Below are 24,031 nucleotides of genomic sequence, written 5' to 3' on the forward strand. Positions count from 1 at the left end.
CTGAAAACGCCCGGGGCGTGACCGTCGTCCCAGGGCCGAGGAAAGCCGATGAGCCTGCCGATTCCCTTTCTCGAGACCGTCGAGCGGCTGATACCGCGCGAACGCCGCTTCGACGACCCGCTGTCGACCCTGGCCTTCGGCACCGACGCCAGTTTCTACCGGTTGATTCCCAAGCTGGTGCTGCGCGTCGAAAGCGAGGACGAGGTCGCCGCGATCCTATCCGCCGCCTACCGCGAGCAGGTCCCGGTGACCTTCCGCGCCGCCGGCACCAGCCTCTCCGGCCAGGCCATCAGCGACTCGGTGCTGCTCGTCCTCGGCGACAACTGGAACGGCCGGGAAATCCGCGCCGACGGCGCGCAGATCCGCCTGCAGCCGGGTGTCATCGGCGCCCAGGCGAACGCCTGGCTGGCGCCGTTCGGCCGCAAGATCGGTCCCGACCCGGCCTCGATCAACGCCTGCAAGATCGGCGGCATCGTCGCCAACAACGCCAGCGGCATGTGCTGCGGCACCGCGCAGAACAGCTACCACACCCTCGCCGGCCTGCGCCTGCTGCTGGCCGACGGCACCCGTCTGGACAGCGAGGACCCGGCCAGCGTCGCGGCCTTCCGCGCCAGCCACGGCGAGCTGCTGGAACGGCTCGCCGAACTCGGCCGCGAGACCCGCGCCAACGCCGAACTGGCCGCGAAGATCCGCCACAAGTACCGGCTGAAGAACACCACCGGCCTGTCGCTGAACGCGCTGGTCGACTACGACGAGCCGCTGGACATCCTCACCCACCTGATGGTCGGCTCCGAGGGCACCCTCGGCTTCATCAGCGCGGTGACCTACGACACCGTCCCGGAACACCCGCACAAGGCCTCGGCGCTGCTGGTTTTCCCCACGGTGGAAACCTGCTGCACGGCGGTCGCGGTGCTCAAGCGCCAGCCGGTCTCGGCGGTGGAACTGCTCGATCGGCGCAGCCTGCGCTCGGTTGAGAACATGCAGGGCATGCCGGAATGGGTGAAGAGTCTTTCCGCCGGTGCCTGCGCCCTGCTCATCGAGTCCCGCGCGGCGAGCCGCACGCTGCTGCACGAACAGCTCGGGCGGATCATGGCCTCCATCGCCGAATATCCGCTGGAGAAGCAGGTCGACTTCAGCGAAGACCCGGCGGTCTACAACCAGCTCTGGCGCATCCGCAAGGACACCTTCCCGGCTGTCGGCGCGGTGCGCGAGACCGGCACCACGGTGATCATCGAGGACGTCACCTTCCCCGTCGAACGACTGGCCGAGGGAGTCAACCGCCTGATCGAGCTGTTCGACAAGCACCGCTACGATGAGGCGATCCTCTTCGGCCACGCGCTGGAGGGCAACCTGCACTTCGTCTTCACCCAGGGCTTCGACTCGCCCGAGCAGATCGCCCGCTACTCGGCGTTCATGGACGACGTGGCGCACCTGGTGGCGGTGGAGTACGGCGGCTCACTGAAGGCCGAGCATGGCACCGGACGCAACATGGCGCCGTTCGTCGAACTGGAGTGGGGCGAGGACGCCTATCGCTTGATGTGGCAGCTCAAGCGCCTGCTCGACCCGCGCGGCATCCTCAACCCGGGTGTGGTCCTCAGCGACGACCCGCAGAGCCACCTGAAGAACCTCAAGCCGCTGCCGGCTGCCGACGAGATCGTCGACAAGTGCATCGAGTGCGGTTTCTGCGAACCGGTCTGCCCGTCGCGCGGACTGACCCTAACGCCACGCCAGCGCATCGTCCTGTGGCGCGACATCCAGGCGAAGAAGCGCGCCGGCGTCGACACCACGGCGCTGGAGCGCGACTACCGCTACCAGGGCATCGACACCTGCGCCGCCACCGGCCTATGCGCCCAGCGCTGTCCTGTGAACATCAACACCGGCGAGCTGATCCGCAAGCTGCGCGGCGCCGACGCCCGCCACGCCGAAGGCGCCACCTGGCTGGCGCGCAACTTTGCCGGAGCCATGCGTGCTGCGCGCTTCGCCCTGCTCGCTGCCGACGGCGCCCGGCGCCTGCTTGGCGCGCCCCTGCTGGCCAGGGCCAGCCGCGGCCTCAGCCAGGCCAGCGGCGGCCGCGTGCCGCAATGGACGCCGGCGCTGCCGCAGCCGGTACGCCTGGCGCCGCCGACCGCCCCGCTCGACGACGAGCGGCCGAGGGTGGTCTATCTCGCCGCCTGCGTCTCGCGTGCCATGGGCCCGGCCTTCGGCGACGAAGAGCGCGAGCCGCTGCTGGACAAGACCCGCCGTCTACTGGAAAAGGCCGGCTACCAGGTGGTGTTCCCGGATAACCTGGACAACCTCTGCTGCGGCCAGCCGTTCGCGTCCAAGGGGTATGCGAAGCAGGCCGACGACAAGCGCGACGAGCTGCTCGCCGCCCTGCTCCAGGCCAGCCGCGGCGGCCTCGACCCGATCTACTGCGACACCAGTCCCTGCACCCTGCGCCTGGTCCAGGGTCTGGACGATCCGCGGCTGCAGATCCACGACCCGGTGAAATTCATCCGCAGTCACCTGCTCGATCGCCTGGAGTTCATCCCGCAGGACAAACCGGTAGCGGTGCACGTCACCTGCAGCACCCAGCACCTCGGCGAGAGCCAGGCGCTGATCGACCTGGTCGGCCGCTGCACCCGCAAGGTGGTGATCCCGGAAGGCATCCACTGCTGCGGCTTCGCCGGCGACAAGGGCTTCACCACGCCGGAACTGAACGCTCACTCCCTGCGCAGCCTGAAGGATGCCGTGCAGTTCTGCGAGGAAGGCGTATCCACCAGCCGTACCTGCGAGATCGGCCTCAGCGAGCACGGCGGGATCGACTACCGCGGGGTGGTCTACCTGGTGGACCGGGTGACGCAGGCGAAGGGCGCGCCTCGGTAGGGCGAATAACCACTCGCGGTTATCCGCCGGGCCATGCTCCGCAGAAGCAGCGGATAGCGCCGCTGGCGCTGTTCGCCCTACGTCAGGCGAAATGGCTGCTCCGGCGTCGTCGGCCCGCGCCGGGTCGGGCAAAAAATCCGTCGTTAAGCACCTCTTAAGTCAGCCGCGCCTATCGTGCCTTCCACCGCGAGGACATCCCTCGCCGAAACGGAAGCAGGAGGCCTTCATGGCAATTCAACCGTTGCGACTCGATCCGATCACCGTGCTCGGCAAGCAACTGGTCATCGAGCTGTTCGACTGCGTCGACCAGCGCTTCGACGATATCCAGTGGATCGAGGAAAGCATGCTCGAGGCCGCCCGCCAGGCCAACGCCACCATCATCACCTCGGCGTTCCACAAGTTCAGCCCGATCGGCATCTCCGGCGTGGTGGTGATCGCCGAATCGCACCTGGCGATCCATACCTGGCCGGAGTACGGCTATGCCGCGGTCGACGTGTTCACCTGCGGCGACGTGCTCGATGGCGCCCAGGCCGTGCGCGTGCTCAGCGAACGCCTGGGCAGCCGTCGGCACCTGATCTCGAGCATGGACCGCGGCCTCGGCGGCCATCGCCTGGGGCTGCTCAGCCGCAGCCTGGCCGGCAATGGCCCGGTCGACGAAGACAGCCCGACCCTGCGCTGGGCGCTGGGCCAGGGCACGGGGGTGGCCTGATGGATACGCCGATCGAACGCGCCCCGCTGGCTCCCGACCTGAGCCAGGCCCGTTACGCCGTCGACCTCACCGGCCTGGTGCCGGCGGAGGTCGCCGCCGGGCTGCCGCCGCTGCCGCCGAACCACTTCTATTTCTATCCGCCGGACCCGCTGCTGGAAGGCGACGGCGCGATCACCGCGATCGAGGACAGCGACCCCTTCGACCAGTACGTCTACCGCCTGCGCCGGGTGCTCTACCAGGGCCGCACGCGCTGGCAGAACGTGCTGATCGCCGACACCTACAACTACGACCGCGTGCTGATGCTCGACGGCGCGATCCAGAGCGCCGAGAGCGATGAGTCGCTGTACCACGAGCTGCTGGTGCAGCCGGCCATGCTCGCCCACGACGAGCCGCGCGACGTACTGATCATCGGCGGCGGCGAAGGCGCCACCCTGCGCGAGGTGCTGTCCCATGCCAGCGTGCGGCGGGCGGTGATGGTCGATCTCGACCGGGAGCTGGTGGAACTGTGTCGCGAACACCTGTTCCAGTGGCACCAGGGCGCCTTCGACGACCCACGCTGCGAACTGCTCGCCGAGGACGGCCGGGCCTATCTCGAGCGCGACCCGTCGCTCTATGACGTGGTCATCATCGACGTCGTCGACATGCTCGACAACGGCCCGGCCCAGGCTCTCTATACCCGCCAGTTCTACGAGCTGCTGCATTCGCGCCTGCGACCGGGCGGGGTGGTCGCGGTGCAGGGGCTGGAGTTCTCCCACAGCGACGACAAGCCCCACGCGGCCCTCGCCCGCACCCTGCGCAGTGTCTTCTCCCAGGTCCACAGCTACCGCGCCACGGTGCCCTCGTTCCTCTCCTCCTGGGGCTTCCTGCTGGCTTCCGACTGGCTCGACACGAACCACTGGCAGGCCGAGGACATCGACCGACGCATCGAACGCAAGCTCGGCCCGCTGTGGCTCGACCACCTCGACGGCGACTACCTCAAGGCCTGCTTCGTGATGGACCGGGAAACCCGCTTCCTGCTAGCCCAACCGGGACCGGTACTGGAAGACGGCGTACCCTTCGTCGCACCGCCGGATATCGAGGAGATCGAGTTCGGCCCGGCACAATTGCCGGCCCTGGCGAGGACCTGAAGATGTCCGCCGCTCCCCTGGCCAGCGTACCGCTGGCCGTCAACGGCGCGCCCTGCCTGCTGCACCGGGTACGCTTCCGCTCCGCCGCGGACGGCGGCGGCCTGCCGCTACTGGCCACCCTGCGCGATCCGCAGCCGGCGCTGGCCGTCCTGGCGCAACGCATCGAGCTGAGCGAAGACGCGGAACTGCCGGAGACCGCCGTCGACGACGAGCTGCTGGTGATCTTCGCCAACGCCGGGCTACAGACCGGGCACGCCTGGCGCCAGCGCCTGGAAGCCTGGATGGCCGCCGGCGAGGACGAGCGCCAGCCGACCCTGGAAGCGCCCTCGTTCGGCGAGCGGGTGCTGTGGCGCCCCGGCCGCGCGCTGGTCATCGGCAACCCCGAGCGCTGCCGGGAGCTGCTCGAAGGCCTGGCCGTCTTCGCCTGGCACGAAGGTCACCTGCGCCGCCTGGAAGGCGAGACCGCGGCGGCCTGGGAACCGGCCCAGGCCGATGTCGAACTGACCCAGCTACCGCGCCGTGCCGCCCTGCGGCGCCAGGAACATGTGAACCGGCAGGTGCGACGCACTACACTCTGGCGCATGGCCTATGCCCGCCTGGAGTCGCACCTGGAGAAGCCGCCGCTGCAACTGAACGGCGCTGTGCGCCGGCTCTACAACGAACTGGCCATGCAGGCCGAAGTGCACGATCGCCTGGCGACCCTGGACGACCGCATCGAAGTGCTGCAGGACCTCTACGAACTGGCCGCCGACCGCCTCGGCGAATACCGCTACTTCCGGGGCGAACTGTGGGTCGAATGGCTGATCGTCGCCATCCTCCTGCTGGAGGCCGGCCTGAGCCTGTGGGAATTGTGGAATCACTGAAACGAGGCTGCCATGAGAATACTGCTGGCCGAGGACGACCTGCTGCTCGGCGACGGCATCCGCGCCGGGCTGCGCCTGGAAGGCGATACCGTGGAATGGGTGACCGACGGCGTGGCCGCGGAGAACGCGCTGGTCACCGACGAGTTCGACCTGCTGGTGCTCGACATCGGACTGCCGCGCCGCAGCGGCCTGGACATCCTGCGTAACCTGCGCCACCAGGGCCGGCTCACCCCGGTGCTGCTGCTCACCGCGCGGGACAAGGTGGCCGACCGGGTCGCCGGGCTCGACAGCGGTGCCGACGACTACCTGACCAAGCCCTTCGATCTCGACGAACTGCAGGCACGGGTGCGCGCCCTGACCCGCCGCACCACCGGTCGCGCCCTGCCGCAACTGGTGCACGGCGAGCTGCGCCTGGACCCGGCGACCCACCAGGTGACCCTGTCCGGGCAGGCGGTGGAACTGGCGCCGCGCGAATACGCACTGCTGCGCCTGCTGCTGGAGAACAGCGGCAAGGTGCTCTCGCGCAACCAACTGGAGCAGAGCCTCTACGGCTGGAGCGGCGACGTCGAGAGCAACGCCATCGAAGTCCACGTCCACCACCTGCGGCGCAAGCTCGGCAACCAGTTGATCCGCACCGTCCGCGGCATCGGCTACGGCATCGACCAGCCAGCGCCCTGAAAACCGCCTACCGGAGTCCCCCGATGTCCCGTGCCGCCGTCCCCTCCGTCCGCCGGCGCCTGCTGGTCAACCTGCTGGTCGGCTTCGTGCTGTGCTGGCTGAGCGTGGCGGCGCTGACCTACCACCTCTCGCTGAAGCAAGTGAACCGCCTGTTCGACGACGACATGGTGGACTTCGGCGAAGCCGCCCTGCGCCTGCTCGACCTTGCCACCGAAGACCAGGCCGGCGAGGACGGCTCCATCACCGAGATCATCGAACGCAGCCGCGAAGCGATCCAGGGTCTGCCCCTGCTGCGCCGCGAAAGCGCCCTCGGCTACGCCCTGTGGCGCGACGGCCAGCCGCTGCTGTCGAGCCTCAACCTGCCGCCGGAGATCACGGCCCAGGGCCCCGGCTTCAGCACCGTGGAAGCCCAGGGCACCCACTGGCGGGTGCTCCAGCTGAACATCGACGGCTTCCAGATCTGGATCAGCGAAAACCTGATCTACCGCCAGCACACCATGAACCTGCTGCTGTTCTACTCGCTGTTCCCACTGCTGCTGGCGCTGCCGTTGCTCGGCGGCCTGGTCTGGTTCGGCGTTGCCCGCGGCCTGGCGCCGCTACGCGAAGTGCAGGCCGAGGTCCAGCAGCGCTCCGCGCGACACCTGCAGCCGATCGCCGTGGAAGCGGTGCCGCTGGAGATCCGCGGCCTCATCGACGAACTCAACCTCCTGCTGGAGCGTCTGCGCACCGCCCTCGAGGCCGAACGCCGACTGACCAGCGACGCCGCCCATGAGATCCGCACGCCACTGGCCAGCCTGCGCACCCATGCCCAGGTCGCGCTGCGTTCGGAAGACCCCAAGGCCCACGCCCGCGGCCTGCTGCAAGTCAGTCGCAGCGTCGAGCGGATCAGCACCTTGATGGAGCAGATCCTGCTCCTCGCCCGCCTCGACGGCGACGCCCTGCTGGAGCAATTCCACCCGGTCAACCTCGCCACCCTGGCCGAAGACGTACTCTCCGAACTGGCGCGCCAGGCCATCGACAAGGACATCGAGCTGTCGTTGCACCAGGAGACCGTGCACGTGATGGGCATCGACCTGTGGCTGAAGGCGATGGTCGGCAACCTGGTGGGCAACGCCCTGCGCTACACACCGGCCGGGGGCCAGGTCGAGATCCGCGTCGAGAATCGCGCCCAGCACGCCGTGCTGCGGGTGCGCGACAACGGCCCCGGGGTCGCCCTGGAAGAGCAGCAGGCGATCTTCACCCGCTTCTACCGCAGCCCCGCCACCAGCAGCGGCGAGGGCAGCGGCCTGGGCCTGCCGATCGTCAAGCGCATCGTCGAACTGCACTTCGGCAGTATCGGCCTGGGCAAGGGACTGGAGGGCAAAGGGCTGGAAGTGCAGGTGTTCCTGCCGAAGACCCAGCCGGACGCGACGCGGCCGCCGGCCAGAGGTCCGGACAGCGGGCGGTCACATATCTGATAGCCTGCGCATTGGCCGGGAAAGGGATAGGCTAGCGGCTTCGCAACCTCCCAGGAGACCCGGATGAACATCGGTGAAGCGGCGAAGAAAAGCGGACTGACGCCGAAGATGATCCGTTACTACGAGTCCATCGAGTTGCTCCGCCCAGCCGGACGCAGCGCCAGCGGCTACCGCCACTACAACGAGAACGACCTGCATACCCTGGCGTTCATCCGCCGTTCGCGGGACCTCGGTTTCTCCCTCGACGAAGTCGGCAAGCTGCTCACCCTCTGGCAGGATCGCCAGCGTGCCAGTGCCGACGTCAAGGCCCTGGCGGCGCAGCACGTGCGCGAGCTGAATCGCAAGATCGAGGAGCTCAGCACCCTGCGCGACACCCTGCAGGACCTGGTCGAGCACTGCCAGGGCGACCACCGCCCCGACTGCCCGATCCTCAAGGACCTGGCGTCTGGCTGCTGCCACTGATATCCAGCAGCGGCCAGCGCGCCGTCCAGTTCTTCTCCCGCAGGCGCCGCCGGTAGACCTCCGGCTTGCCGGCGAAATGCGCGGTGGGCCGCACCTTCAGCGCCAGCAGGTCGTCGACGCCCAGCGGTGCCAGTAGCTCCAGGCGTTCGCCGACGAGCCGCAGCGCCACCGCCGTGCACGTTTCCGCCCAGTGGCACAGCGCATCGGCGCAATCCCGGTAGGGCCGGTCGCCGTTGCGCAGGTGCATGCGCGCCTGGTTCTTCACCGACCAGGGTACCTCGCAGCGACGGCGCAACGCGGCCTCGAAGTCGGCGTCGGCCTGCGGGTCGAGGGCCCGCGGGGCGAAATGAAGTACGTCGATGTCCGCCAGCGGCGTGGCTTCGCCGTAGCCATGCAGATGGTCCCATACCGCGTTGCGCACGAAGCCGGCGCCGATCCAGGCGCCCTCCGGGCCGACCTCGCGCAGCACGCGGAGCAGATGCAGGCGCGAGGAATCGGCGGCGAACAGCGCGAGGATGTCTTCCGCCGTTTTCATCCCAACCGCCGCACCGGCCAGGCGAAGCGTCGCAGCAGGCTGGCCGGCAACAGGGTGATGGCCAGCCCGACGAACACCAGCGCGCAGGCCAGCAGGCTGTCCAGGTCGAGGCGTTCGCCGAGCAGCAGCCAGCCGGCGAGCATGCCCGACACCGGCACCGCCAGGGCGAACGGCGTCACCAGGCTGGCCGGGTAGTGGCGCAGGAGGAAACTCCAGATGGCGAAGCCCACCGTGGTCGCGCCGAAGGCGATGTAGAGCAGCGCGCCGAAGCCGCCCCAGCTCATGTTCAGCACGGCGCGCTCGATGGCTTGCGGACCTTCGAATAGATAGGAAAGCGCCAGCAGCGGCAAAGGCGGGACCAGGCTGACCCAGCAGATCAGGCGCAGCATGTCGGTGGCCCCGGAACGCTTGGTGGCGATATTGGCGAAGGACCAGGCCAGCGCTGCGGCGACCACCAGCAGGAAGGCCAGCAGGCTGTCTCCCAGCGGCCGTTCCAGGCCGATCAGGACCAGCCCCGCCGCCGCCAGCAGGAGGCCGAACAACCCGCGCGGCGACGGCCGCTCGCCCAGCCACAGGGCGGCGATGAGGATGGTGAAGAATACCTGGCTCTGCAGCACCAGCGACGACAGCCCGGCCGGCATGCCCTGGGCCATGCCGACGAACAGCAGGCCGAACTTGACCACCCCGAGGAGCACGCCGATCAGCAGGATGCGTCCGAACGGCGCCGGCATCGGCCCGCGCAGGACCAGCAGCGGCAACGCCGCCAGGGCGAAGCGCAGGGCGCAGAACAGCAGCGGCGGGAAGTCGCCGAGGCCGACCTTGATCACGACGAAGTTCAGACCCCAGATCAGGGTCACCAGCAGGGCGAGCAGGATATGTGCAACAGGCATGGCGGCCTCCGGAAAACTTCAGGCCACGCTAGCAGTTGCGTGCGCAAGGGTCGCGATACAGTTGGCGGGAAAAAACATCCGCCAGCCGCTCACTGCAACCAGGGCGGCGGCGGTTCCTCGCGCTCGCCACGCGGCGCGTCGTCGGCCTGGCGCAGCGCCTGGCGACGCGCCTCCTCGCGCTGCGCGGCCTCGATCTCGCGGAGCACCGCGCGCACGTCGGCGGCCTCTTCGGCTTCGACGAAGGTGCCGCTGAGCGGGGTTTCCGCTGTCAGCTCGCCAGCTTCGTAGAGCGCCCACATTTCCTTGGCATAGCGGGTCTGCCTGAGTTCCGGGGCGAAGCGGCCGAAGTAGGCGGCCATGTTGCCGACGTCGCGTTCGAGCATGCTGAACGCATGGTTGTTGCCGGCCGCGTCGACCGCCTGCGGCAAGTCGATGATCACCGGGCCATCCGGACCGAGCAGGACGTTGAACTCGGAGAGGTCGCCGTGCACCAGGCCGGCGCAGAGCATGGCGACGATCTGGCGGATCAGGAAAGCGTGGTGGCGCCGTGCCTCGTCGGGCTCCAGCGTCACGTCGTTGAGACGCGGCGCAGCATCGCCGTCGGCGTCCGCCACCAGTTCCATCAGCAACACGCCATCGAGGAAATCATAGGGCTTCGGCACCCGCACACCGGCCCCGGCGAGACGGAACAGGGCCGCCACTTCGGCATTCTGCCAGGCTTCCTCCTGTTCGCGGCGGCCATACTTCGAGCCCTTGGCCATGGCCCGCGCCTGGCGGCTGTTGCGGACCTTGCGGCCCTCCTGGTACTCGGCGGCCTGGCGGAAGCTGCGCTTGTTGGCTTCCTTGTAGACCTTGGCGCAACGCAGGCTGTCGCCGCAACGTACCACATAGACCGAGGCTTCCTTGCCGCTCATCAGCGGGCGCACGACCTCGTCGATCAGGCCGTCTTCGATCAACGGTTCCAGGCGTCTGGGTGTCTTCATCGGTGCTACGCGGTTCCTCGGGGCCAATGTGTAAGGCAAAGGGTCTGACGTTATACGGCAAACGCCGTGCCGAGCACAGCCGGACGCGCCGGCTTTCCGCCGGACTGCGCACCGATCGGCGTACTAGGCCGGTGGCGCGGTGAGTTCGATGCTTTCCGCCACCGCCTGTTCCAGCCGCTGCATCTCCACGTCCAGCGCCTCGGCGCTGTCGGCGTAGCACCGGGCAACCTCGGCGAAAGCGTCGGCCACGGCGACGAAGGCCTCCACCAGCCGTGGGTCGAATTCACTGCCGGCGCCGGCCTGGATCAGCAGCACCGCCTCGGCATGCGCCAGCGGCGGCCGGTAGGCGTGCCGGCTGGTCAGTTCATCGTAGCGGTCGGCCAGGGCGACGATCCGCGCCGCCAGGGGAATCCGCTCGCCCGCAAGGCCTTCCGGAAAGCCCCGGCCATCCCAGCGTTCGTGATGACTGTAGGCGATCTGCCGGGCGAAGCGGAGGAATCCGGAAGGCTGGCCGAGCCGCCGCTCGGCGCTGGCCAGGGCGTCGCGCCCGGCGCGGGTATGGCCCTGTAGCAGGGCGGTGTCGGCGGCGTCCAGTTGCCCGGGGTTGAGCAGGACCCGGTCGGGCACCGCGACCTTGCCGATGTCATGCAACAGCGCCGACTTGCTCAGCAGGTCGACAGCCTCCGGAGTCAGCTCGTCGGCGAACGCCCGCTGCGCCGCCAGGTGCTCGGCGAGCAGCCTGACATAGCGCTCGATACGCGGAAGATGGCGGCTGCGCGGGTTGTCGCGAAGATCGCCAAGGGTCGCCAGGGCTTCGATGACGGCGTCCTGCAACTGTTGCAGCTGGCGCGTGCGACGGCGCACTTCGAGTTCCAGGTATTCGCTCTTGTCGCGCAGGAAATCGGCATTGGCCTTCAATTGCAGATGGGTACGCACCCGCGCCAGGACGATCGGCGGGCTCACCGGCTTGCCCAGGTAATCCACCGCGCCCAGGGCCAGGCCCTGTTGCTCGTCGTCGCGATCGGCGCGGGCAGTGAGGAACATCAACGGGATGTCGCGGGTCAGCGGATCGGCCTTGAGCCGTCGGCAGACCTCGTAGCCGTCCATGCCCGGCATGTTCACATCGAGCAGGATCAGGTCCGGGCGCGGCTCTTCGACGGCCGCCCGCAGCCCGGCCGGGCCGCTGCCGGCGGTGCGCACGCGGTACTGCTCCTCGAGCAGCTCGCGCATCAGCAGCAGGTTGTCCGGGGTGTCGTCCACCACCAGCACGAGTTCCTGCTCGGGCCTGTCCAGCATGCTCTCCATCGCCCCTCCGGCCTTCGCTACGGGGCCGCCTGGCGGCGACCGTCATTCCGTATTGAAGACGCTGGAGACGACTTCTGCACGTCCGGTCAGGCGCCCGGGGCGACCGTTCAGGGCGTCAGGCGGAAACGCAGTGGCGAATCCTCGGCCTCGGCGCCGTTCTCGCTCTCGCCGAAGGCCCGGCGCTCGATGGGGTCCTGGCCGAAATACTCCTTGATCGGCGACTCGATGGCCTTGCCGCCGGGGCTCACGTGACTGGCGCAACCGCCAAGGAACACCAGGACCACACCGATGACCAGCGCTTTCATCTTCGTACCCCCGTCAGCCCGGCCCATCCGGGCGCTGCGCCGCAGCATGGCGCAGCCCGCCTTAGGGATCGCTTAAGGCATTCAGGCGGCGGCGCGGCTGGCGCGCCACTGGGGCAGGCCGATGAGCACCACGGCGCTGATGATCACCAGCATCGCCAGCCCCTCGATACCGCCGATCCGCTCGCCGGCGAACAGGGTGCCGAGCAACACCGCCACCGCCGGATTGACGTAGGCATAGCTGGTGGCCGCCGCCGGCCGTACGTTGCGCAGCAGGTACTGGTAGGCGCTGAAGGCGATGATCGAGCCGAACAGGATCAGGTACACCAGCGCCAGCCAGCCGCTGGTGCTCGGCCAATGCTCCAGGCGCTCGCCGCTGGCCAGGCTGCCGACCAGCAGCACCGCGCCGCCGACCAGCATTTCCGCGGCGCTGGCCATCGGTCCGGCCGGCAGCGACAGGCGCCGGCTCCACACCGAGCCGAAGGCCCAGGACGCGGCAGCGAACAGGATCAGGCCGGCGCCGGCAGGGCTGGCCTGGAGGTTCGAACCGAGGTTGAGCAGGACGATGCCGAACAGCCCGAGCACGATGCCGCCCCATTCCAGGGTGGTGTTGCGCTGGCCGAACAACTGGCTGAACAGCAGGGTGAACAGCGGCACCGTAGCCACCGCGAGAGCCGCCACCCCGGAAGACACGCCCCAGTGCTCGGCCACCGTCACCCCGCCGTTGCCGCAACTGAGCAGGAGGATTCCGACGACCCCCGCGCCGCGCCACTCGCGCCAGGTCGGCAACGGCGCGCCGCGCCAGCGCAACCAGGCGAACATCAGGCCGCCGGCGATGACGAAGCGCACCCCGGCCATCAGCATCGGAGGCCAGGACTCGACGCCGAAGCGGATCGCCAGGTAAGTGGAGCCCCAGATGAAGTACAGGGCGAAGAACGCACCGAAAAGCAACAGCGGAAGGCGACGGGCAGGCATGGAAAGCACTCGACAGGGCAGGCGGGAGAAAGACTTCATTTTATGAGGTCGCTACCCGCCGGTTAAGGCACAGCCGCTGGTTATCGGGACGTAACACTTTTCTTTCCATGGAAATCGGCCATGCTTTCCGTCGATTCGACAACCGGGATCCATCATGGACAAATACGACCGTGCGCTCCTCGCCGCCCTGATCGACAACGGCCGCCTGACCTTCGCCGAACTGGCCCGGCGCATCAACCTGTCGCCCCCGGCGGTGGCCGACCGGGTGGCCAAGCTGGAGGCCGAAGGGGTGATCACCGGCTACCACGCCTCGGTGAACCTGGCCAAGCTCGGCCTGCCCATCGAGTGCGTGATCGAACTGCGGATCACCGAGAAGGATTGCCAGTCGGTGCTCGACGAACTGGCCCGGATCCCCCAACTGACCCTCTGCCACCGGATCACCGGCGACGCCTGCGTGCTGATGAAGGCCGCCGTGGCTTCGATGCCGGAGCTGCAGGACCTGATCGACCGGCTGATGAAGTTCGGCATCAGCAAGACCTCGATGATCCTCTCCACCCCCTTCGCCGACCGCCAGCCGGCAAGCCTGCGGGGGCAGGACGGCAATGGCGGATGTGCGGCGTGAGCCCTACGCCGGGGTTATCCGGCAGGCGTCGGGATCCGTACTTCATCGCCGCCACGAACCCGAACGGTAGGGCGCATAACGCCAACGGCGTTATCCGCCGCAGCGGCACTCCCGGCCGATAGCGGAGCCGCCCTCACCCCAACTCTCTCCCTGAAGAGAGAGGGGATTCTCCGTACAAGCGTCGAATTCGCTGTCTCCAACGCCGCCGACGAACCCGAACCGTAGGGCGCCAGCAAAAAAAAAGGCGGTCCCGTTCGCACGGCACCGCCCAAGTCACGGAGTTGCTTACATCGTCGAGCGACAAGGCCGCTCGCCCTATTGGATTACCGCTCGATGATCGCGGTCACACCCTGCCCACCGGCGGCGCAGATGGAAATCAGCCCGCGTCCCTGCTCCGCCAGCGAGAGCAGCTTGGCCAGGTTGGCGACGATCCGTCCTCCCGTGGCGGCGAACGGGTGGCCGGCGGCCAGTGAGCTGCCCTTGACGTTGAGCTTGCTGCGGTCGATGGAGCCCAGCGGCTGGTCGAGGCCGAGGCGGGTCTTGCAGTACTCGGGGTCTTCCCAGGCCTTCAGGGTGCAGAGCACCTGGGCGGCGAAGGCCTCGTGGATCTCGTAGTAGTCGAAGTCCTGCAGACTCAGGCCGTTGCGTGCCAGCAGCCGCGGCACCGCGTAGACCGGCGCCATCAGCAGGCCCTCCTGGCGATCGACGAAGTTCACCGCCGCCGCCTCGCCGTCCTTGAAATAGGCCAGGATCGGCAGGCCGCGCGCCTTCGCCCACTCCTCGCTGGCCAGCAGTACCACCGAGGCGCCGTCGGTCAGCGGCGTCGAGTTGGCCGCCGTGAGGGTGCCGCGCGAACCGCGCTCGAACACCGGCTTGAGGGTGCCGATCTTCTCCAGGTCGATATCCGGGCGCAGGTTCTGGTCGCGGGTCAGGCCGCGGAACGGCGTCATCAGGTCGTTCTGCCAGCCCTCCTCATAGGCCGCGGCCAGCTTGTGGTGGCTCTCGAAGGCCAGCCTGTCCTGCTCGTCGCGGGGAATCTGCCAGGTCTGCGCCATCAGTTCGCAGGACTCCCCCATCGACAGCCCGGTGCGCGGCTCGCCGTTGCGCGGGATGGCCGGGACCACGTGGCGCGGGCGGATCTTCAGCAGGCTCTTGAGCTTGTCCAGGTTGCTCTTGCCGCGGTTGGCCTCGAGGAGAATCTTGCGCAGGCCCTCGTTGACCCCGATCGGCGCGTCGGAAGTGGTATCGACGCCGCCGGCGATGCCGCTGTCGATCTGCCCGAGGGCGATCTTGTTGGCCACCAGGATCGCCGCCTCCAGGCCGGTACCGCAGGCCTGCTGGATATCGTAGGCCGGGGTTTCCGGGGCCAGGCGCGAACCGAGCACGCATTCGCGGGTCAGGTTGAAGTCGCGCGAATGCTTCAGCACGGCGCCGGCCACCACCTCGCCAAGGCGCTCTCCGTGCAGGTTGTAGCGCTCCACCAGGCCTTCCAGGGCGGAAGTGAGCATCTCCTGGTTGCTCGCCGTGGCGTACACGGTGTTCGAGCGGGCGAAGGGAATACGGTTGCCGCCGACAATGGCGACCCGGCGCAGCTGGGTCATGGAAGAACTCCTTGCTGGAATCGTTTACGCCGAGCCGAGGCTCGACCCGTTAACTGAGCGGTCAGTGGCGCACAGGCTAACCTTAGCCGGTCGCGTCGCATTGGCCGCCCTGCCGTTATCCCGGTCAGCGCGGTCAATTGCGGCGAACAGGTGGCTGCGTAGAGTTGTCCACACTGTTACCCGCGTTCCCTCGGCATCGTTGGCCGGCGGAATCCACCTTCAGCCTTGGAGCCTTTCCACCGGGAGCCCGTTCCATGACCGATCGTTACATCGCCTTCGCCAACTCCCCCGTCGGCCGCCGCCTGGTTGGCGCCGTCGGCCTTCCCTCCCCGCTGCGCCTGGAGCGCTGGCAGGCCGGCCGGGTACGGCCGGTGGACGGCCCGCTGGTGATCGGCGGGAGCGGCGCGCTGGCCGAGGCCGTGCTGCCCTTCGCCGGCAAGCTGACCGACGCGGTGTTCGCCGCCGTCGAGGGACAGTTCGAGCTGCCGCGCTGGACCGCCGAGCACAGCCCGCGGGCCAAGGCGGTGCTGTTCGACGCCAGCGGCCTGACCCGCTTCGAGCAGTTGGTGGCGCTGCGCGACTTCTTCCAGCCGGTGCTCAAGGGCCTCGACAAGTGCCCGAAGGTGGTGGTCCTCGGACGCCCCCCCGAGTCTCTCAAGGACCCGGTCGCCGCCAGCGTGCAACGCAGCCTGGAAGGTTTCACCCGCTCCCTGGGCAAGGAAATCCGTCGCGGCGGCAACGTGCAGTTGCTGTACGTCGGCAAGGGCGCCGAGGACCAACTGGAAGGCGCACTGCGCTTCTTCCTCTCGCCGAAGAGCGCCTACGTCTCCGGCCAGGTGATCCGTCTTGCCGCCAACAGCGCCCAGGTCCACGACTGGAGCAAGCCGCTGGCCGGCCAGCGCGCACTGGTCACCGGCGCCGCCCGCGGCATTGGCGCGGCCATCGCGGAAACCCTGGCGCGCGACGGCGCGGAAGTGGTGCTGCTCGACGTGCCGCCGGCCAGGGAGGCCCTCGAAGGCCTCGCCGCGCGCCTCGGCGGCCGTGCCGTGGCCCTCGACATCTGCGCCGCGGACGCCGGGCAGCAACTGGTGGACGTGCTGCCTGAGGGCGTCGATATCGTCGTGCACAACGCCGGGATCACCCGCGACAAGACCCTGGCGAAGATGAGCAGCGACTTCTGGAACTCGGTGATCAACGTCAACCTCAATGCCCCGCAGGTGCTGACCCAGGCCCTGCTCGACGGCGGCAAGCTGCATGACAACGGCCGGGTGGTGTTGCTGGCGTCGATCAGCGGCATCGCCGGCAACCTCGGGCAGAGCAACTACGCGGTGAGCAAGGCCGGCCTGATCGGCCTGGCCCAGGCCTGGGCGCCGGCGCTGGGCAAGCGCGGCATCACCATCAACGCGGTGGCGCCGGGCTTCATCGAGACGCAGATGACCGCCGCCATTCCGCTGACCATCCGCGAGGCCGGCCGGCGGATGAACTCCATGAGCCAGGGCGGCCTGCCGCAGGACGTCGCCGAAACGGTGGCCTGGTTCGCCCAGCCGTCGTCCGGCGCGGTCAGCGGCCAGGTGCTGAGGGTGTGCGGGCAGAGCCTGCTGGGGGCCTGAGGCGGCCCCTAACTCCCCGGCGACGGGCAGGCGCCCTGCACCAGGAAAACACCGGTAGCCCCTTCGGACAGGCCCTACCCGCGCCCCTGCTGCCCGCGCCGGCGGAACTCCACCGGCGTCTCGCCGACCCAGCGCTTGAACGCGCGATAGAAGGTGCTCGGCTCGGAAAACCCGGTGCGTTCGACGATCACTTCGATGCGCTCGTCGGTCTTCAGCAGCAGTTCCTTGGCCAGTCGGCAGCGGTAGTCGGTGACCAGGTCGTTGAAGCGCACCCCGGCCATCGCCAGGCGTTCGCGCAGACGTCGGGCCGGCATGCCGAGGCGCGCGGCGACCTGCTCCAGGGTGGCGCCTCCGTCCACCAGCAACTCGCCGATCAGTTCGCGGACCTGGCGCACCAGGTCCAGGCGCTCCACTTCGGCCAGTTGCCGGCGCGCCAGCGACTCGTGCATGCGCAGCAGTTCCGGGGCGGCGTGGCGCGAGGGTTTGTCCAGCACCGCGGCATCGAATACCAGCGCGTAGCGCGGCATGCCGAGGATCGTCGGGCAGCCGTAGACCGCACGGTAGCGCTCCATCGGCGCGCCGGTTTCGTTCATCAGTTGCACTTCCAGCGGCTTGAACTCGCCCTCGGTGAGCGCGCCGAACAGGCGGATCACCGCGCCGGCGAGCATTTCCGGGAAGTGACGGTTGATCGCCGGCGATTCGCCCAGCGACAGCACCGCGCGCTCGCCCTCCACCTCCAGTTGCGCCTGCAGGGTGTCGGACAGCAGGCGTACGTAGCGCAGGGAATGGCGCAGGCCGGCGCCGAAGGTATCGCTGGAGAGGAACAGGTATTCCAGGAGCAGGCCGTGGAACGCCGGCAGGTGCTCGGCCAGGTGCAGGCCGACATGCTCTTCGCCGCACTCGTCGGCGGCGGCCTTCCAGAACAGGTTCTGTGCGGAATGGGGGAAACGGCCGGCCGGCAGGCCACCCGGCGGCAGCCCGACACGGACCAGGACCCGGTCCGGATCGCAGCCGCTGGCGCGCAGGGCGTCGATCACCGGGCGCATCAGCGCTACATCGTCGGTCAGATCACGCATGGTGTTTTTTCTAGTTATCCATGGGGCGGGCCCATCTTAGGCAGCTTTGCCATCCCCTCTCAAGGAGAGGCCATAGAAATAACCCATCCCGCATGACGGAAAAACCCTCAGATCGACTAGCCGCCGGCGTGGTCGAAAATCTCGATGCAGACGCATTCCGGAGCCAATTGACCGCCCTGCCAGCGGCGTCGGCCAGGCGGCCAATGCCTGCTGCGGGTGCTCGACTAAGCTGACAGCCACCTATTTCGAGGAGATGTCCAATGCCCACCGCCTGGCTCGACCTGCCCGCCCCACCCGCCCTGCCCGGCCTGTTCCTGCGCGCCGCACTGCGCCGCGGCATCCGCGGCAAGGCCCTGCCCGAGCGCGGCCTGCGCAGCCAGGTCACGGTGGACCCGAAGCACCTCGAGCGCTACCGCCAGGTCTGCGGCTTCCGCGACGACGGCCTGCTGCCGCCGACCTACCCGCACATCCTCGCCTTCCCGCTGCAGATGGCGCTGCTCACCGACAAGCGCTTCCCCTTCCCGCTGCTCGGTCTGGTCCACCTGGAGAACCGCATCGACGTGCTGCGCGCGCTCGGCGGCCTCGGCCCGTTCACCGTGAGCGTCGCGGTGGAAAACCTGCAACCGCACGACAAGGGCGCCACCTTCAGCATCGTCACCCGCCTGGAAGACCAGCTTGGCCTGCTCTGGGTCGGCGACAGCAAGGTGCTCTGCCGCGGCGTCAAGGTGCCCGGCGAAATTCCGCCGAAAGCCGAGCAGGAGCCGCTGCCGCTGGAGCCGATCGACAACTGGAAGGCGCCCGCCGACATCGGCCGGCGCTATGCCCGTGCCGCCGGCGACTACAACCCGATCCACCTGTCGGCGCCCAGCGCCAAGCTGTTCGGCTTTCCCCGCGCCATCGCCCACGGCCTGTGGAACAAGGCTCGCAGCCTGGCCGCCCTCGGCGAGCGGCTGCCGGCCTCGGGCTATCGGGTCGAGGTGCGCTTCCAGAAGCCGGTGCTGCTGCCGGCCAGCCTCACCCTGCTGGCCAGCGCGGCGGCGGCGGACGGCCAGTTCAGCCTGCGCGGCAAGGACGACCTGCCGCACATGGCCGGGCATTGGAGCCGGCTACAGGGCTGACGCCGGTCCGCCATACCTTGAAGCTTCGGGCGCAAAGCCCGAAGCTATGCGGCTGCTTACCGCCACCGCGAAGAATCCCCCATGGACCTGCACGAACTCACCGCGCGCCTGCACGCCATCCGCGACCGCAACGACTGGCGCCAATTCCACAGCCCGAAGAACCTGGCCATGGCCGCCAGCGTCGAGATGGCCGAACTGGTGGAGATCTTCCAGTGGCTGACGGAAGACCAGTCGCGCACGCTGTCGGCCGAGCAGCTCGAACACGCTGGCCAGGAAGTTGGCGACATCGTCCTTTATCTGCTGCTGTTCTGCGGGGAAACCGGCCTCGACCTGGAACAGGTGGTGCTCGCCAAGCTGGCCGACTGCGAACGGCGCTTCCTGCCATGAGCGACCGCCATTTCGACGAACTGGCGACGCGCTTCGCCGAAAAGATCTATGGCGGCGCCAAGGGTGCGATCCGCCTCGCGGTACTCCAGGCCGACCTCGCCGAGGCCCTCCCGGAGCGACCTCTGCGGGTCCTCGACATCGGCGCCGGGCTCGGCCACATGTCGCTCTGGCTGGCCGCTCGCGGCCACCGCGTAACCCTCGCCGAGCCAGCGCAACCCATGCTCGACGGCGCCCGCCAGCGCTTCGCCGAAGCCGGGCAGGCCGCCGAATTCATCCAGGCGCCCTGGCAGGAACTGCTCGGCCAGCTCACCGAGCCCTACGACCTGGTGCTCTGCCACGCCGTGCTCGAGTGGCTGGCCGAACCCCATGCGATCCTGCCGGTGCTGCACCAACTCTGCGCACCCGGCGGCTGGCTGTCGCTGGCCTTCTACAACCGCGACGCGCTGATCTACCGCAACCTGCTCAAGGGCCACTTCCGCAAGCTGCGCAAGGAACGCTTCGCTGGCGAGGGGCAGAGCCTGACCCCGCAGCGCCCGCTCGACCCGCGCGAGCTGGAACAGGCGCTGGCAGCGCGTTGGCGCATCGAGGCGCGCAGCGGCGTGCGGGTGTTCCACGACTACATGCCGAGCGAGTTCCAGGCCAAGGCCGAACGGCTCGACCTGGTGGAAATGGAACTGGCCTACCGCCGCCACCCGGCCTTTGCCGGGCTTGGCCGCTACCTGCACTGGCTGTGCCGCCCGCAATGAAAGGCGCAGAATGCAGTCTGAGCCTGCAAGGGCCGCCGACGTAGCGCGGCCACGGAGCGTCGAGCATGCAATCGCGACTGTTGATCCTGCCGTTACTCGCCAGCCTGGCCGCCCTCGGTGCCTGCCAGGGCGACAATCCCTACCGCGCCAGCTCTCTGCCCTACCCGCCGCAGCCGGCCACCGCGGCCAATCCCGGCCTCGATCCCGGCGCCTATCCGGCGGCGCCGCGCGACTACGCCCGCTACCGTAGCTGGAGCTGGGCCGCCGCCGGGGTCAGCGGCTTTCCCCAGGGCCTGGACGACAACCAGTTGCGCGACGCCGTCAGCCAGCAGCTCGACCAGCGCGGCCTGCGCCCGGCGCGGCCGGGCAGCGCGTCCGACCTGCAGGTCAGCGCGTTCCTGCGCAACGAACTGCGCACCCGCCAGGTCACCGACTACTACGGCGGCTACTACGGCAACTACGGCGGCTGGCGCGATCCCTGGTACGGCTATGGCGCCAGCTACCCGGTGACCCGCAGCTACACCGTGCAGGTCACCGTGGTCCGCGTCGAGCTGAACGACGCCCGCAGCGGCCAGCCGGTGTGGGGCAACAGCGCCGAGTTCGACTCCGGCGACTCCGCCAGCGAACAGGCCAAGGCCCTGCGCGAAGCGGTGAAACGGGCGCTGTCGAGCTACCCGCCGGGCTGATCGGCGAGCACCCGGCGGCGGATCGCCTCCATCTTCCTGGGCGAGTTGCTCATCACCGCATCGGCGCCCAGGGCGCGCGCGGTGCGGTAGTCCTCGGCGGTCTCGATGCCGAACATCACCACCTTCACCGGCTCGCGGCGCACGCAGTCCATCGCTTTGCGCGTCCACAACTGCGCCGCCGGCACCTTGTAGGAAGACTCGCCAAGGGTGAAGCGCTCGGTCACCGTCAGTTCGCGGCGCAGCTCGATGCCCATCCAGGTGCCGCCGGCCGGCGGTGCCTCGCAGCGCTCGCCGAAGGCCAGGCCGACCAGGCGGTTGCGCGTCGCATCGCGGCTTTCGAACTGTCGCGCGCGGTCCGCGTAGCGCTGCGTCAGGTAGTCGTTGGCGGCCTTCTCGGTGGAATAGAAACGCACCCGCGACCAGGCCTTCTGCCGTTCCAGCTCGCCGGCCACGGCATCGACCAGCGGCTCCACCGGCAGCGACTTCATGTCGAGGAACACCGGCACCTGCGGCGGGATCGCCCGTAGCGCCTGGCGCAACGTAGGAATCCGCAGCGGCTTCTGGCGGTAGGGATAGCTGCCGTCCTCGGCCTTGAACATATAGCCGGCGTTCAAGCGCGCCAGCTCGGCCAGGCTCGACTGGCCGACCGCGCCGGCGCCCTGGGTCAGGACCGCCAGGTCAGCGGGGCGATAGAGCACCGGATGGCCATCGGCGCTCAACTGCACCGACAGCCATAGCGCGTCGGCGCCGTTGTCCAGCGCCTTGCGGATCGCCAGCAGGGTATTCTCCGGGTAGTCCGCGGTGCCGGCGCGATGGGCCACCAGCAGCGGGCCCGGGCCATCCGCCGGTACCACCGAGCGTGCCTCGACGCAGCCGGTCAGCGACAGGCCCAGCAGCAGGATCGCAATACTTCGATTCATTTCATTCTCCCGTCGCGCCCTATAGGGCGGGTGCTCGCCAACGTTACTTGTGGAGACGCTTCAAACCCGCGTTTCCTCTTGCCTTTCATCCGGCACTGAGCTTGGATGTCAACTCTGACTGGAGAAAAACCATGATCCGCCGAATCCTGCTGCTCGGCCTGCTCCTCAGCCTCGCAGCCTGCGAAACCACCCAGCTCGACCGCGACTTCGACAGCTCCCGCGACTTCGCCGCCTACCGTAGCTGGAGCTGGTCGCAACCCGCCTTCGAATACCGCCCCGACGACCCACGCATCAAGAGCGACCTCACCGAGCAACGCATCCGCGAAGCCGTCGCCCAGCAGCTCGACCAGCGCGGCCTGCGTCCGGCCCAGGGCAACGCCAGGGGCGACGTCACAGTGCGCGCCTACCTGATCGTCGACGATCGCCAGGACCAGATCACCACCAACTACGGCGGCGGTTACTGGGGCGGCTACTGGGGAGGATACTGGGGCGGCCCGGCGATGGCCGAGACGCGCACCGTGAATTACAAGGTTGCCACCCTCCAGGTCGACCTGTTCGACGGCAAGGACGGCAAGCTGGTCTGGCGCGGCAGCGGCGAGCAGATCATGCGCACCAGCCCGCCGAGCCCGGCCGAGCGCGAGCAGGCGATCCGCGAGACGGTGCAGAAAGTCATGTCGCAATACCCGCCGCGCTGACATGCAGCTCAGCCACCGCCCGGCGGAGACCGGTGACCTGGAGACGGTCGCCGGCTTCCCCCAGGACCGCGACGAACTCTTCTATTGCTACCCCAAGGCGATCTGGCCGTTCAGCGTCGCCCAGCTGGCCGCCGCCATCGCCGAACGCCGCGGCAGCACCGTGGCCGTGCACGACGGACAGGTGCTCGGCTTCGCCAACTTCTACCAGTGGCAGCACGGCGACTTCTGCGCCCTCGGCAACATGATGGTGGCGCCCGCCGCGCGCGGCCTGGGCGTGGCCCGCTACCTGATCGGGGTCATGGAAAACCTCGCCTGCGAACAGTACAAAGCGCGCCTGATGAAGATTTCCTGCTTCAACGCCAACGCCGCCGGGCTGCTGCTCTATACCCAGCTCGGCTACCAGCCGCGCGCCATCGCCGAACGCCACGATCCGGACGGCCGGCGCGTGGCGCTGATCCAGATGGACAAGCCCCTTGAACCCTGACACCCACGCCCAGCGCGTCCTCATCATCGTCTCCAGCGGCCCGAGCACCCCGGCCCGCTGCGCCGCGCCCTTCCACACCGCCACCCTGCTGGCCTGCATGGACGCCGAGGTGACCCTGTTCCTCAGCGGCGAAGGCGTGCAGTTGGCCCGCCGCGCCGTCGCCGACCAGTTGCGCGCGCTGGACGGCGGCGAGCCGCTGCGCCACTTCATCCGCCAGGCCCGCGAGGCCGGCGCGCGCCTGCTGATGTGCCGCCAACCCGGGGTGAACATCGACGAAAGCGAACTGATCGAGGAACTCGACGAAATCTCCAGCGGCGGCGAACTGGCACGGCTGATCCTCGAATCCGAGCGGGTGCTGACCCTATGAGCGCGAACCTGCACGGCCTGGAGTTCCCCGACGGGCTGTTCTACGCCCCGGACTACAACCTGTGGTTGCGCGAGGAAGTCGACGGCAGCCTGACCCTGGGCCTGAGCGCCTACGGCTGCGCGCTGTATGGCGAAATCTTCGCCTTCACCCCCAAGCGCGACGGCTGGCACATCGAACGCGACCGCAGCTTCGGCGTGGTCGAGTTCGCCAAGGCTGCCTCCTCGGCCCGCAGCCCGTTGGCCGGGACCCTGCTGGCGAGCAACCCGGCGGTGGTCAAGCGCCCGGCGCTGATCAACCGGGATTGCTACGGCGAGGGCTGGATGGTACGGCTGCAACCGGACGACTGGGCCTCGGCGCGGAGCGCGTTTCTCCAGGGAGACGCGGCGCGGGAGGCATTCGCCGAGCGCATGCGCCTGGATGGGTTCGATCCGCAGCATCCAGGGGTGCAGGCACTGGACTTCTGAGACTCCCGGGTTTTACCCGCACCCCGCTCGCGGAAGGCGGATAACGCCGCTGGCGTTATTCGCCCTACCCCAGCTCTCCATCGCCGCCAATCTCCCGCATATCC

The 24,031-nt window shown here is 68.7% G+C and carries 26 protein-coding genes; 17 read left to right on the forward strand and 9 right to left on the reverse strand.

Annotated elements, in window-relative coordinates; translation table 11 throughout:
- Positions 1–48 precede the first annotated feature (48 nt).
- From LJF27_RS00430 to cueR, 7 genes are all read left to right on the forward strand, one after another.
- The gene (locus tag LJF27_RS00430) at positions 49–2,865 is read left to right on the forward strand and encodes an FAD-binding and (Fe-S)-binding domain-containing protein (RefSeq protein WP_003123510.1); all 2,817 of its coding nucleotides are present in this window, start codon (positions 49–51) and stop codon (positions 2,863–2,865) included.
- 226 nt (positions 2,866–3,091) lie between these two features.
- The gene (gene speD, locus LJF27_RS00435) at positions 3,092–3,574 is read left to right on the forward strand and encodes an adenosylmethionine decarboxylase (RefSeq protein WP_003095236.1); all 483 of its coding nucleotides are present in this window, start codon (positions 3,092–3,094) and stop codon (positions 3,572–3,574) included.
- On the forward strand, positions 3,574–4,701 hold the full coding sequence (locus LJF27_RS00440) for a fused MFS/spermidine synthase (protein WP_003102234.1): 1,128 nt from the start codon (positions 3,574–3,576) through the stop codon (positions 4,699–4,701). Before speD ends, LJF27_RS00440 begins: the two co-directional genes overlap by 1 nt.
- A gap of 2 nt (positions 4,702–4,703) precedes the next feature.
- Positions 4,704–5,564 carry a hypothetical protein gene (locus tag LJF27_RS00445; RefSeq protein ID WP_014603335.1) on the forward strand — a complete coding sequence of 287 codons (861 nt, stop codon included), beginning with the start codon at positions 4,704–4,706 and terminating at the stop codon, positions 5,562–5,564.
- Between the two features lie 12 nt (positions 5,565–5,576).
- On the forward strand, positions 5,577–6,242 hold the full coding sequence (gene pmrA, locus LJF27_RS00450) for a two-component system response regulator PrmA (RefSeq protein ID WP_003095244.1): 666 nt from the start codon (positions 5,577–5,579) through the stop codon (positions 6,240–6,242).
- A 23-nt stretch (positions 6,243–6,265) separates the two neighbouring features.
- Positions 6,266–7,699, forward strand: coding sequence for a two-component system sensor histidine kinase PmrB (gene pmrB, locus LJF27_RS00455; protein ID WP_003102237.1), 1,434 nt, complete (start codon positions 6,266–6,268; stop codon positions 7,697–7,699).
- Positions 7,700–7,762: 63 nt separating this feature from the next.
- Positions 7,763–8,161, forward strand: a complete 399-nt coding sequence (gene cueR / locus LJF27_RS00460; RefSeq protein ID WP_003095248.1) for a Cu(I)-responsive transcriptional regulator — start codon at positions 7,763–7,765, stop codon at positions 8,159–8,161.
- Here cueR and LJF27_RS00465 read toward each other — a convergent pair.
- The 6 genes from LJF27_RS00465 to yedA all read right to left on the reverse strand — a co-directional run bounded on the left by LJF27_RS00465 (position 8,130) and on the right by yedA (position 13,151).
- Positions 8,130–8,696, reverse strand: coding sequence for a nucleotidyltransferase family protein (locus LJF27_RS00465; RefSeq protein ID WP_010793738.1), 567 nt, complete (start codon positions 8,694–8,696; stop codon positions 8,130–8,132). The genes cueR and LJF27_RS00465 overlap by 32 nt on opposite strands.
- On the reverse strand, positions 8,693–9,586 hold the full coding sequence (locus tag LJF27_RS00470; protein ID WP_003161352.1) for an EamA family transporter: 894 nt from the start codon (positions 9,584–9,586) through the stop codon (positions 8,693–8,695). Before LJF27_RS00470 ends, LJF27_RS00465 begins: the two co-directional genes overlap by 4 nt.
- Positions 9,587–9,675: 89 nt before the next feature.
- A complete protein-coding gene (locus LJF27_RS00475) occupies positions 9,676–10,569 on the reverse strand; it encodes a PA4780 family RIO1-like protein kinase (protein ID WP_003095255.1) in 894 nt (297 codons plus the stop codon).
- 123 nt (positions 10,570–10,692) lie between these two features.
- The gene (locus tag LJF27_RS00480) at positions 10,693–11,874 is read right to left on the reverse strand and encodes a cyclic di-GMP phosphodiesterase (protein WP_023116779.1); all 1,182 of its coding nucleotides are present in this window, start codon (positions 11,872–11,874) and stop codon (positions 10,693–10,695) included.
- Between the two features lie 107 nt (positions 11,875–11,981).
- Positions 11,982–12,227, reverse strand: a complete 246-nt coding sequence (locus tag LJF27_RS00485) for a hypothetical protein (protein ID WP_003102243.1) — start codon at positions 12,225–12,227, stop codon at positions 11,982–11,984.
- 33 nt (positions 12,228–12,260) lie between these two features.
- Positions 12,261–13,151: a drug/metabolite exporter YedA gene (gene yedA / locus LJF27_RS00490; RefSeq protein ID WP_003112921.1), complete on the reverse strand. Its 891-nt coding sequence runs from the start codon at positions 13,149–13,151 to the stop codon at positions 12,261–12,263.
- A 154-nt stretch (positions 13,152–13,305) separates the two neighbouring features.
- Here yedA and LJF27_RS00495 point away from each other — a divergent pair, with 154 nt between their 5' ends.
- Positions 13,306–13,773 carry an Lrp/AsnC family transcriptional regulator gene (locus LJF27_RS00495; protein ID WP_003095262.1) on the forward strand — a complete coding sequence of 156 codons (468 nt, stop codon included), beginning with the start codon at positions 13,306–13,308 and terminating at the stop codon, positions 13,771–13,773.
- A 323-nt stretch (positions 13,774–14,096) separates the two neighbouring features.
- Here LJF27_RS00495 and LJF27_RS00500 read toward each other — a convergent pair whose 3' ends face one another.
- Complete coding sequence (locus LJF27_RS00500; protein ID WP_003102247.1) at positions 14,097–15,374, reverse strand: acetyl-CoA C-acetyltransferase; 1,278 nt, start codon at positions 15,372–15,374, stop codon at positions 14,097–14,099.
- A 254-nt stretch (positions 15,375–15,628) separates the two neighbouring features.
- Between LJF27_RS00500 and LJF27_RS00505 the strand changes: the two genes are divergently transcribed.
- On the forward strand, positions 15,629–16,984 hold the full coding sequence (locus tag LJF27_RS00505; protein WP_004352620.1) for a 3-oxoacyl-ACP reductase: 1,356 nt from the start codon (positions 15,629–15,631) through the stop codon (positions 16,982–16,984).
- Between the two features lie 74 nt (positions 16,985–17,058).
- Here LJF27_RS00505 and LJF27_RS00510 read toward each other — a convergent pair whose 3' ends face one another.
- Positions 17,059–18,060 (reverse strand): AraC family transcriptional regulator, encoded by a 1,002-nt coding sequence (locus tag LJF27_RS00510; protein WP_003095270.1) that lies wholly within the window; start codon positions 18,058–18,060, stop codon positions 17,059–17,061.
- 260 nt (positions 18,061–18,320) lie between these two features.
- On the opposite strand from LJF27_RS00510, the gene LJF27_RS00515 reads away from it, so the two are divergent.
- The 4 genes from LJF27_RS00515 (at position 18,321) to LJF27_RS00530 (ending at position 20,997) form a co-directional block, all read left to right on the forward strand.
- Positions 18,321–19,178 carry a MaoC family dehydratase gene (locus LJF27_RS00515; protein WP_023098142.1) on the forward strand — a complete coding sequence of 286 codons (858 nt, stop codon included), beginning with the start codon at positions 18,321–18,323 and terminating at the stop codon, positions 19,176–19,178.
- Positions 19,179–19,259: 81 nt separating this feature from the next.
- A complete protein-coding gene (locus LJF27_RS00520) occupies positions 19,260–19,565 on the forward strand; it encodes a nucleotide pyrophosphohydrolase (protein WP_023116780.1) in 306 nt (101 codons plus the stop codon).
- Complete coding sequence (locus LJF27_RS00525; RefSeq protein ID WP_003111303.1) at positions 19,562–20,311, forward strand: methyltransferase domain-containing protein; 750 nt, start codon at positions 19,562–19,564, stop codon at positions 20,309–20,311. The genes LJF27_RS00520 and LJF27_RS00525 overlap by 4 nt, the downstream gene beginning before the upstream one ends.
- A gap of 65 nt (positions 20,312–20,376) precedes the next feature.
- On the forward strand, positions 20,377–20,997 hold the full coding sequence (locus LJF27_RS00530; RefSeq protein WP_023116781.1) for a DUF4136 domain-containing protein: 621 nt from the start codon (positions 20,377–20,379) through the stop codon (positions 20,995–20,997).
- Here the strand turns inward: LJF27_RS00530 and LJF27_RS00535 are convergent.
- A complete protein-coding gene (locus tag LJF27_RS00535; RefSeq protein ID WP_003102260.1) occupies positions 20,982–21,917 on the reverse strand; it encodes a glycerophosphodiester phosphodiesterase family protein in 936 nt (311 codons plus the stop codon). The two genes, LJF27_RS00530 and LJF27_RS00535, sit on opposite strands and share 16 nt — an antisense overlap.
- Before the next feature lie 131 nt (positions 21,918–22,048).
- On the opposite strand from LJF27_RS00535, the gene LJF27_RS00540 reads away from it, so the two are divergent.
- The 4 genes from LJF27_RS00540 to LJF27_RS00555 are packed head-to-tail and all read left to right on the forward strand — an operon-like array spanning position 22,049 to position 23,927.
- Entirely contained in the window at positions 22,049–22,612 is a 564-nt protein-coding gene (locus tag LJF27_RS00540) for a DUF4136 domain-containing protein (RefSeq protein ID WP_003095282.1), read from the forward strand.
- Between the two features lies 1 nt (position 22,613).
- Positions 22,614–23,096, forward strand: coding sequence for a GNAT family N-acetyltransferase (locus LJF27_RS00545; RefSeq protein ID WP_003102264.1), 483 nt, complete (start codon positions 22,614–22,616; stop codon positions 23,094–23,096).
- The gene (locus tag LJF27_RS00550; protein ID WP_003095286.1) at positions 23,086–23,463 is read left to right on the forward strand and encodes a DsrE family protein; all 378 of its coding nucleotides are present in this window, start codon (positions 23,086–23,088) and stop codon (positions 23,461–23,463) included. The genes LJF27_RS00545 and LJF27_RS00550 overlap by 11 nt, the downstream gene beginning before the upstream one ends.
- Positions 23,460–23,927 (forward strand): glycine cleavage system protein H, encoded by a 468-nt coding sequence (locus LJF27_RS00555; protein WP_003102267.1) that lies wholly within the window; start codon positions 23,460–23,462, stop codon positions 23,925–23,927. Before LJF27_RS00550 ends, LJF27_RS00555 begins: the two co-directional genes overlap by 4 nt.
- Positions 23,928–24,031 lie beyond the last annotated feature (104 nt).

It is taken from the genome of Pseudomonas sp. 203-8, assembly GCF_020708595.1.
GTDB lineage: Bacteria > Pseudomonadota > Gammaproteobacteria > Pseudomonadales > Pseudomonadaceae > Pseudomonas > Pseudomonas aeruginosa.

Bases quoted from the DNA above. Each gene is read 5' to 3' on its own strand.
- LJF27_RS00430 (WP_003123510.1), top strand. From the start codon at position 49: ATGAGCCTGCCGATTCCCTTTCTCGAGACCGTCGAGCGGCTGATACCG.
- speD (WP_003095236.1), top strand. From the start codon at position 3,092: ATGGCAATTCAACCGTTGCGACTCGATCCGATCACCGTGCTCGGCAAG.
- LJF27_RS00440 (WP_003102234.1), top strand. From the start codon at position 3,574: ATGGATACGCCGATCGAACGCGCCCCGCTGGCTCCCGACCTGAGCCAG.
- LJF27_RS00445 (WP_014603335.1), top strand. From the start codon at position 4,704: ATGTCCGCCGCTCCCCTGGCCAGCGTACCGCTGGCCGTCAACGGCGCG.
- pmrA (WP_003095244.1), top strand. From the start codon at position 5,577: ATGAGAATACTGCTGGCCGAGGACGACCTGCTGCTCGGCGACGGCATC.
- pmrB (WP_003102237.1), top strand. From the start codon at position 6,266: ATGTCCCGTGCCGCCGTCCCCTCCGTCCGCCGGCGCCTGCTGGTCAAC.
- cueR (WP_003095248.1), top strand. From the start codon at position 7,763: ATGAACATCGGTGAAGCGGCGAAGAAAAGCGGACTGACGCCGAAGATG.
- LJF27_RS00465 (WP_010793738.1), bottom strand. From the start codon at position 8,696: ATGAAAACGGCGGAAGACATCCTCGCGCTGTTCGCCGCCGATTCCTCG.
- LJF27_RS00470 (WP_003161352.1), bottom strand. From the start codon at position 9,586: ATGCCTGTTGCACATATCCTGCTCGCCCTGCTGGTGACCCTGATCTGG.
- LJF27_RS00475 (WP_003095255.1), bottom strand. From the start codon at position 10,569: ATGAAGACACCCAGACGCCTGGAACCGTTGATCGAAGACGGCCTGATC.
- LJF27_RS00480 (WP_023116779.1), bottom strand. From the start codon at position 11,874: ATGGAGAGCATGCTGGACAGGCCCGAGCAGGAACTCGTGCTGGTGGTG.
- LJF27_RS00485 (WP_003102243.1), bottom strand. From the start codon at position 12,227: ATGCTGCGGCGCAGCGCCCGGATGGGCCGGGCTGACGGGGGTACGAAG.
- yedA (WP_003112921.1), bottom strand. From the start codon at position 13,151: ATGCCTGCCCGTCGCCTTCCGCTGTTGCTTTTCGGTGCGTTCTTCGCC.
- LJF27_RS00495 (WP_003095262.1), top strand. From the start codon at position 13,306: ATGGACAAATACGACCGTGCGCTCCTCGCCGCCCTGATCGACAACGGC.
- LJF27_RS00500 (WP_003102247.1), bottom strand. From the start codon at position 15,374: ATGACCCAGCTGCGCCGGGTCGCCATTGTCGGCGGCAACCGTATTCCC.
- LJF27_RS00505 (WP_004352620.1), top strand. From the start codon at position 15,629: ATGACCGATCGTTACATCGCCTTCGCCAACTCCCCCGTCGGCCGCCGC.
- LJF27_RS00510 (WP_003095270.1), bottom strand. From the start codon at position 18,060: ATGCGTGATCTGACCGACGATGTAGCGCTGATGCGCCCGGTGATCGAC.
- LJF27_RS00515 (WP_023098142.1), top strand. From the start codon at position 18,321: ATGCCCACCGCCTGGCTCGACCTGCCCGCCCCACCCGCCCTGCCCGGC.
- LJF27_RS00520 (WP_023116780.1), top strand. From the start codon at position 19,260: ATGGACCTGCACGAACTCACCGCGCGCCTGCACGCCATCCGCGACCGC.
- LJF27_RS00525 (WP_003111303.1), top strand. From the start codon at position 19,562: ATGAGCGACCGCCATTTCGACGAACTGGCGACGCGCTTCGCCGAAAAG.
- LJF27_RS00530 (WP_023116781.1), top strand. From the start codon at position 20,377: ATGCAATCGCGACTGTTGATCCTGCCGTTACTCGCCAGCCTGGCCGCC.
- LJF27_RS00535 (WP_003102260.1), bottom strand. From the start codon at position 21,917: ATGAATCGAAGTATTGCGATCCTGCTGCTGGGCCTGTCGCTGACCGGC.
- LJF27_RS00540 (WP_003095282.1), top strand. From the start codon at position 22,049: ATGATCCGCCGAATCCTGCTGCTCGGCCTGCTCCTCAGCCTCGCAGCC.
- LJF27_RS00545 (WP_003102264.1), top strand. From the start codon at position 22,614: ATGCAGCTCAGCCACCGCCCGGCGGAGACCGGTGACCTGGAGACGGTC.
- LJF27_RS00555 (WP_003102267.1), top strand. From the start codon at position 23,460: ATGAGCGCGAACCTGCACGGCCTGGAGTTCCCCGACGGGCTGTTCTAC.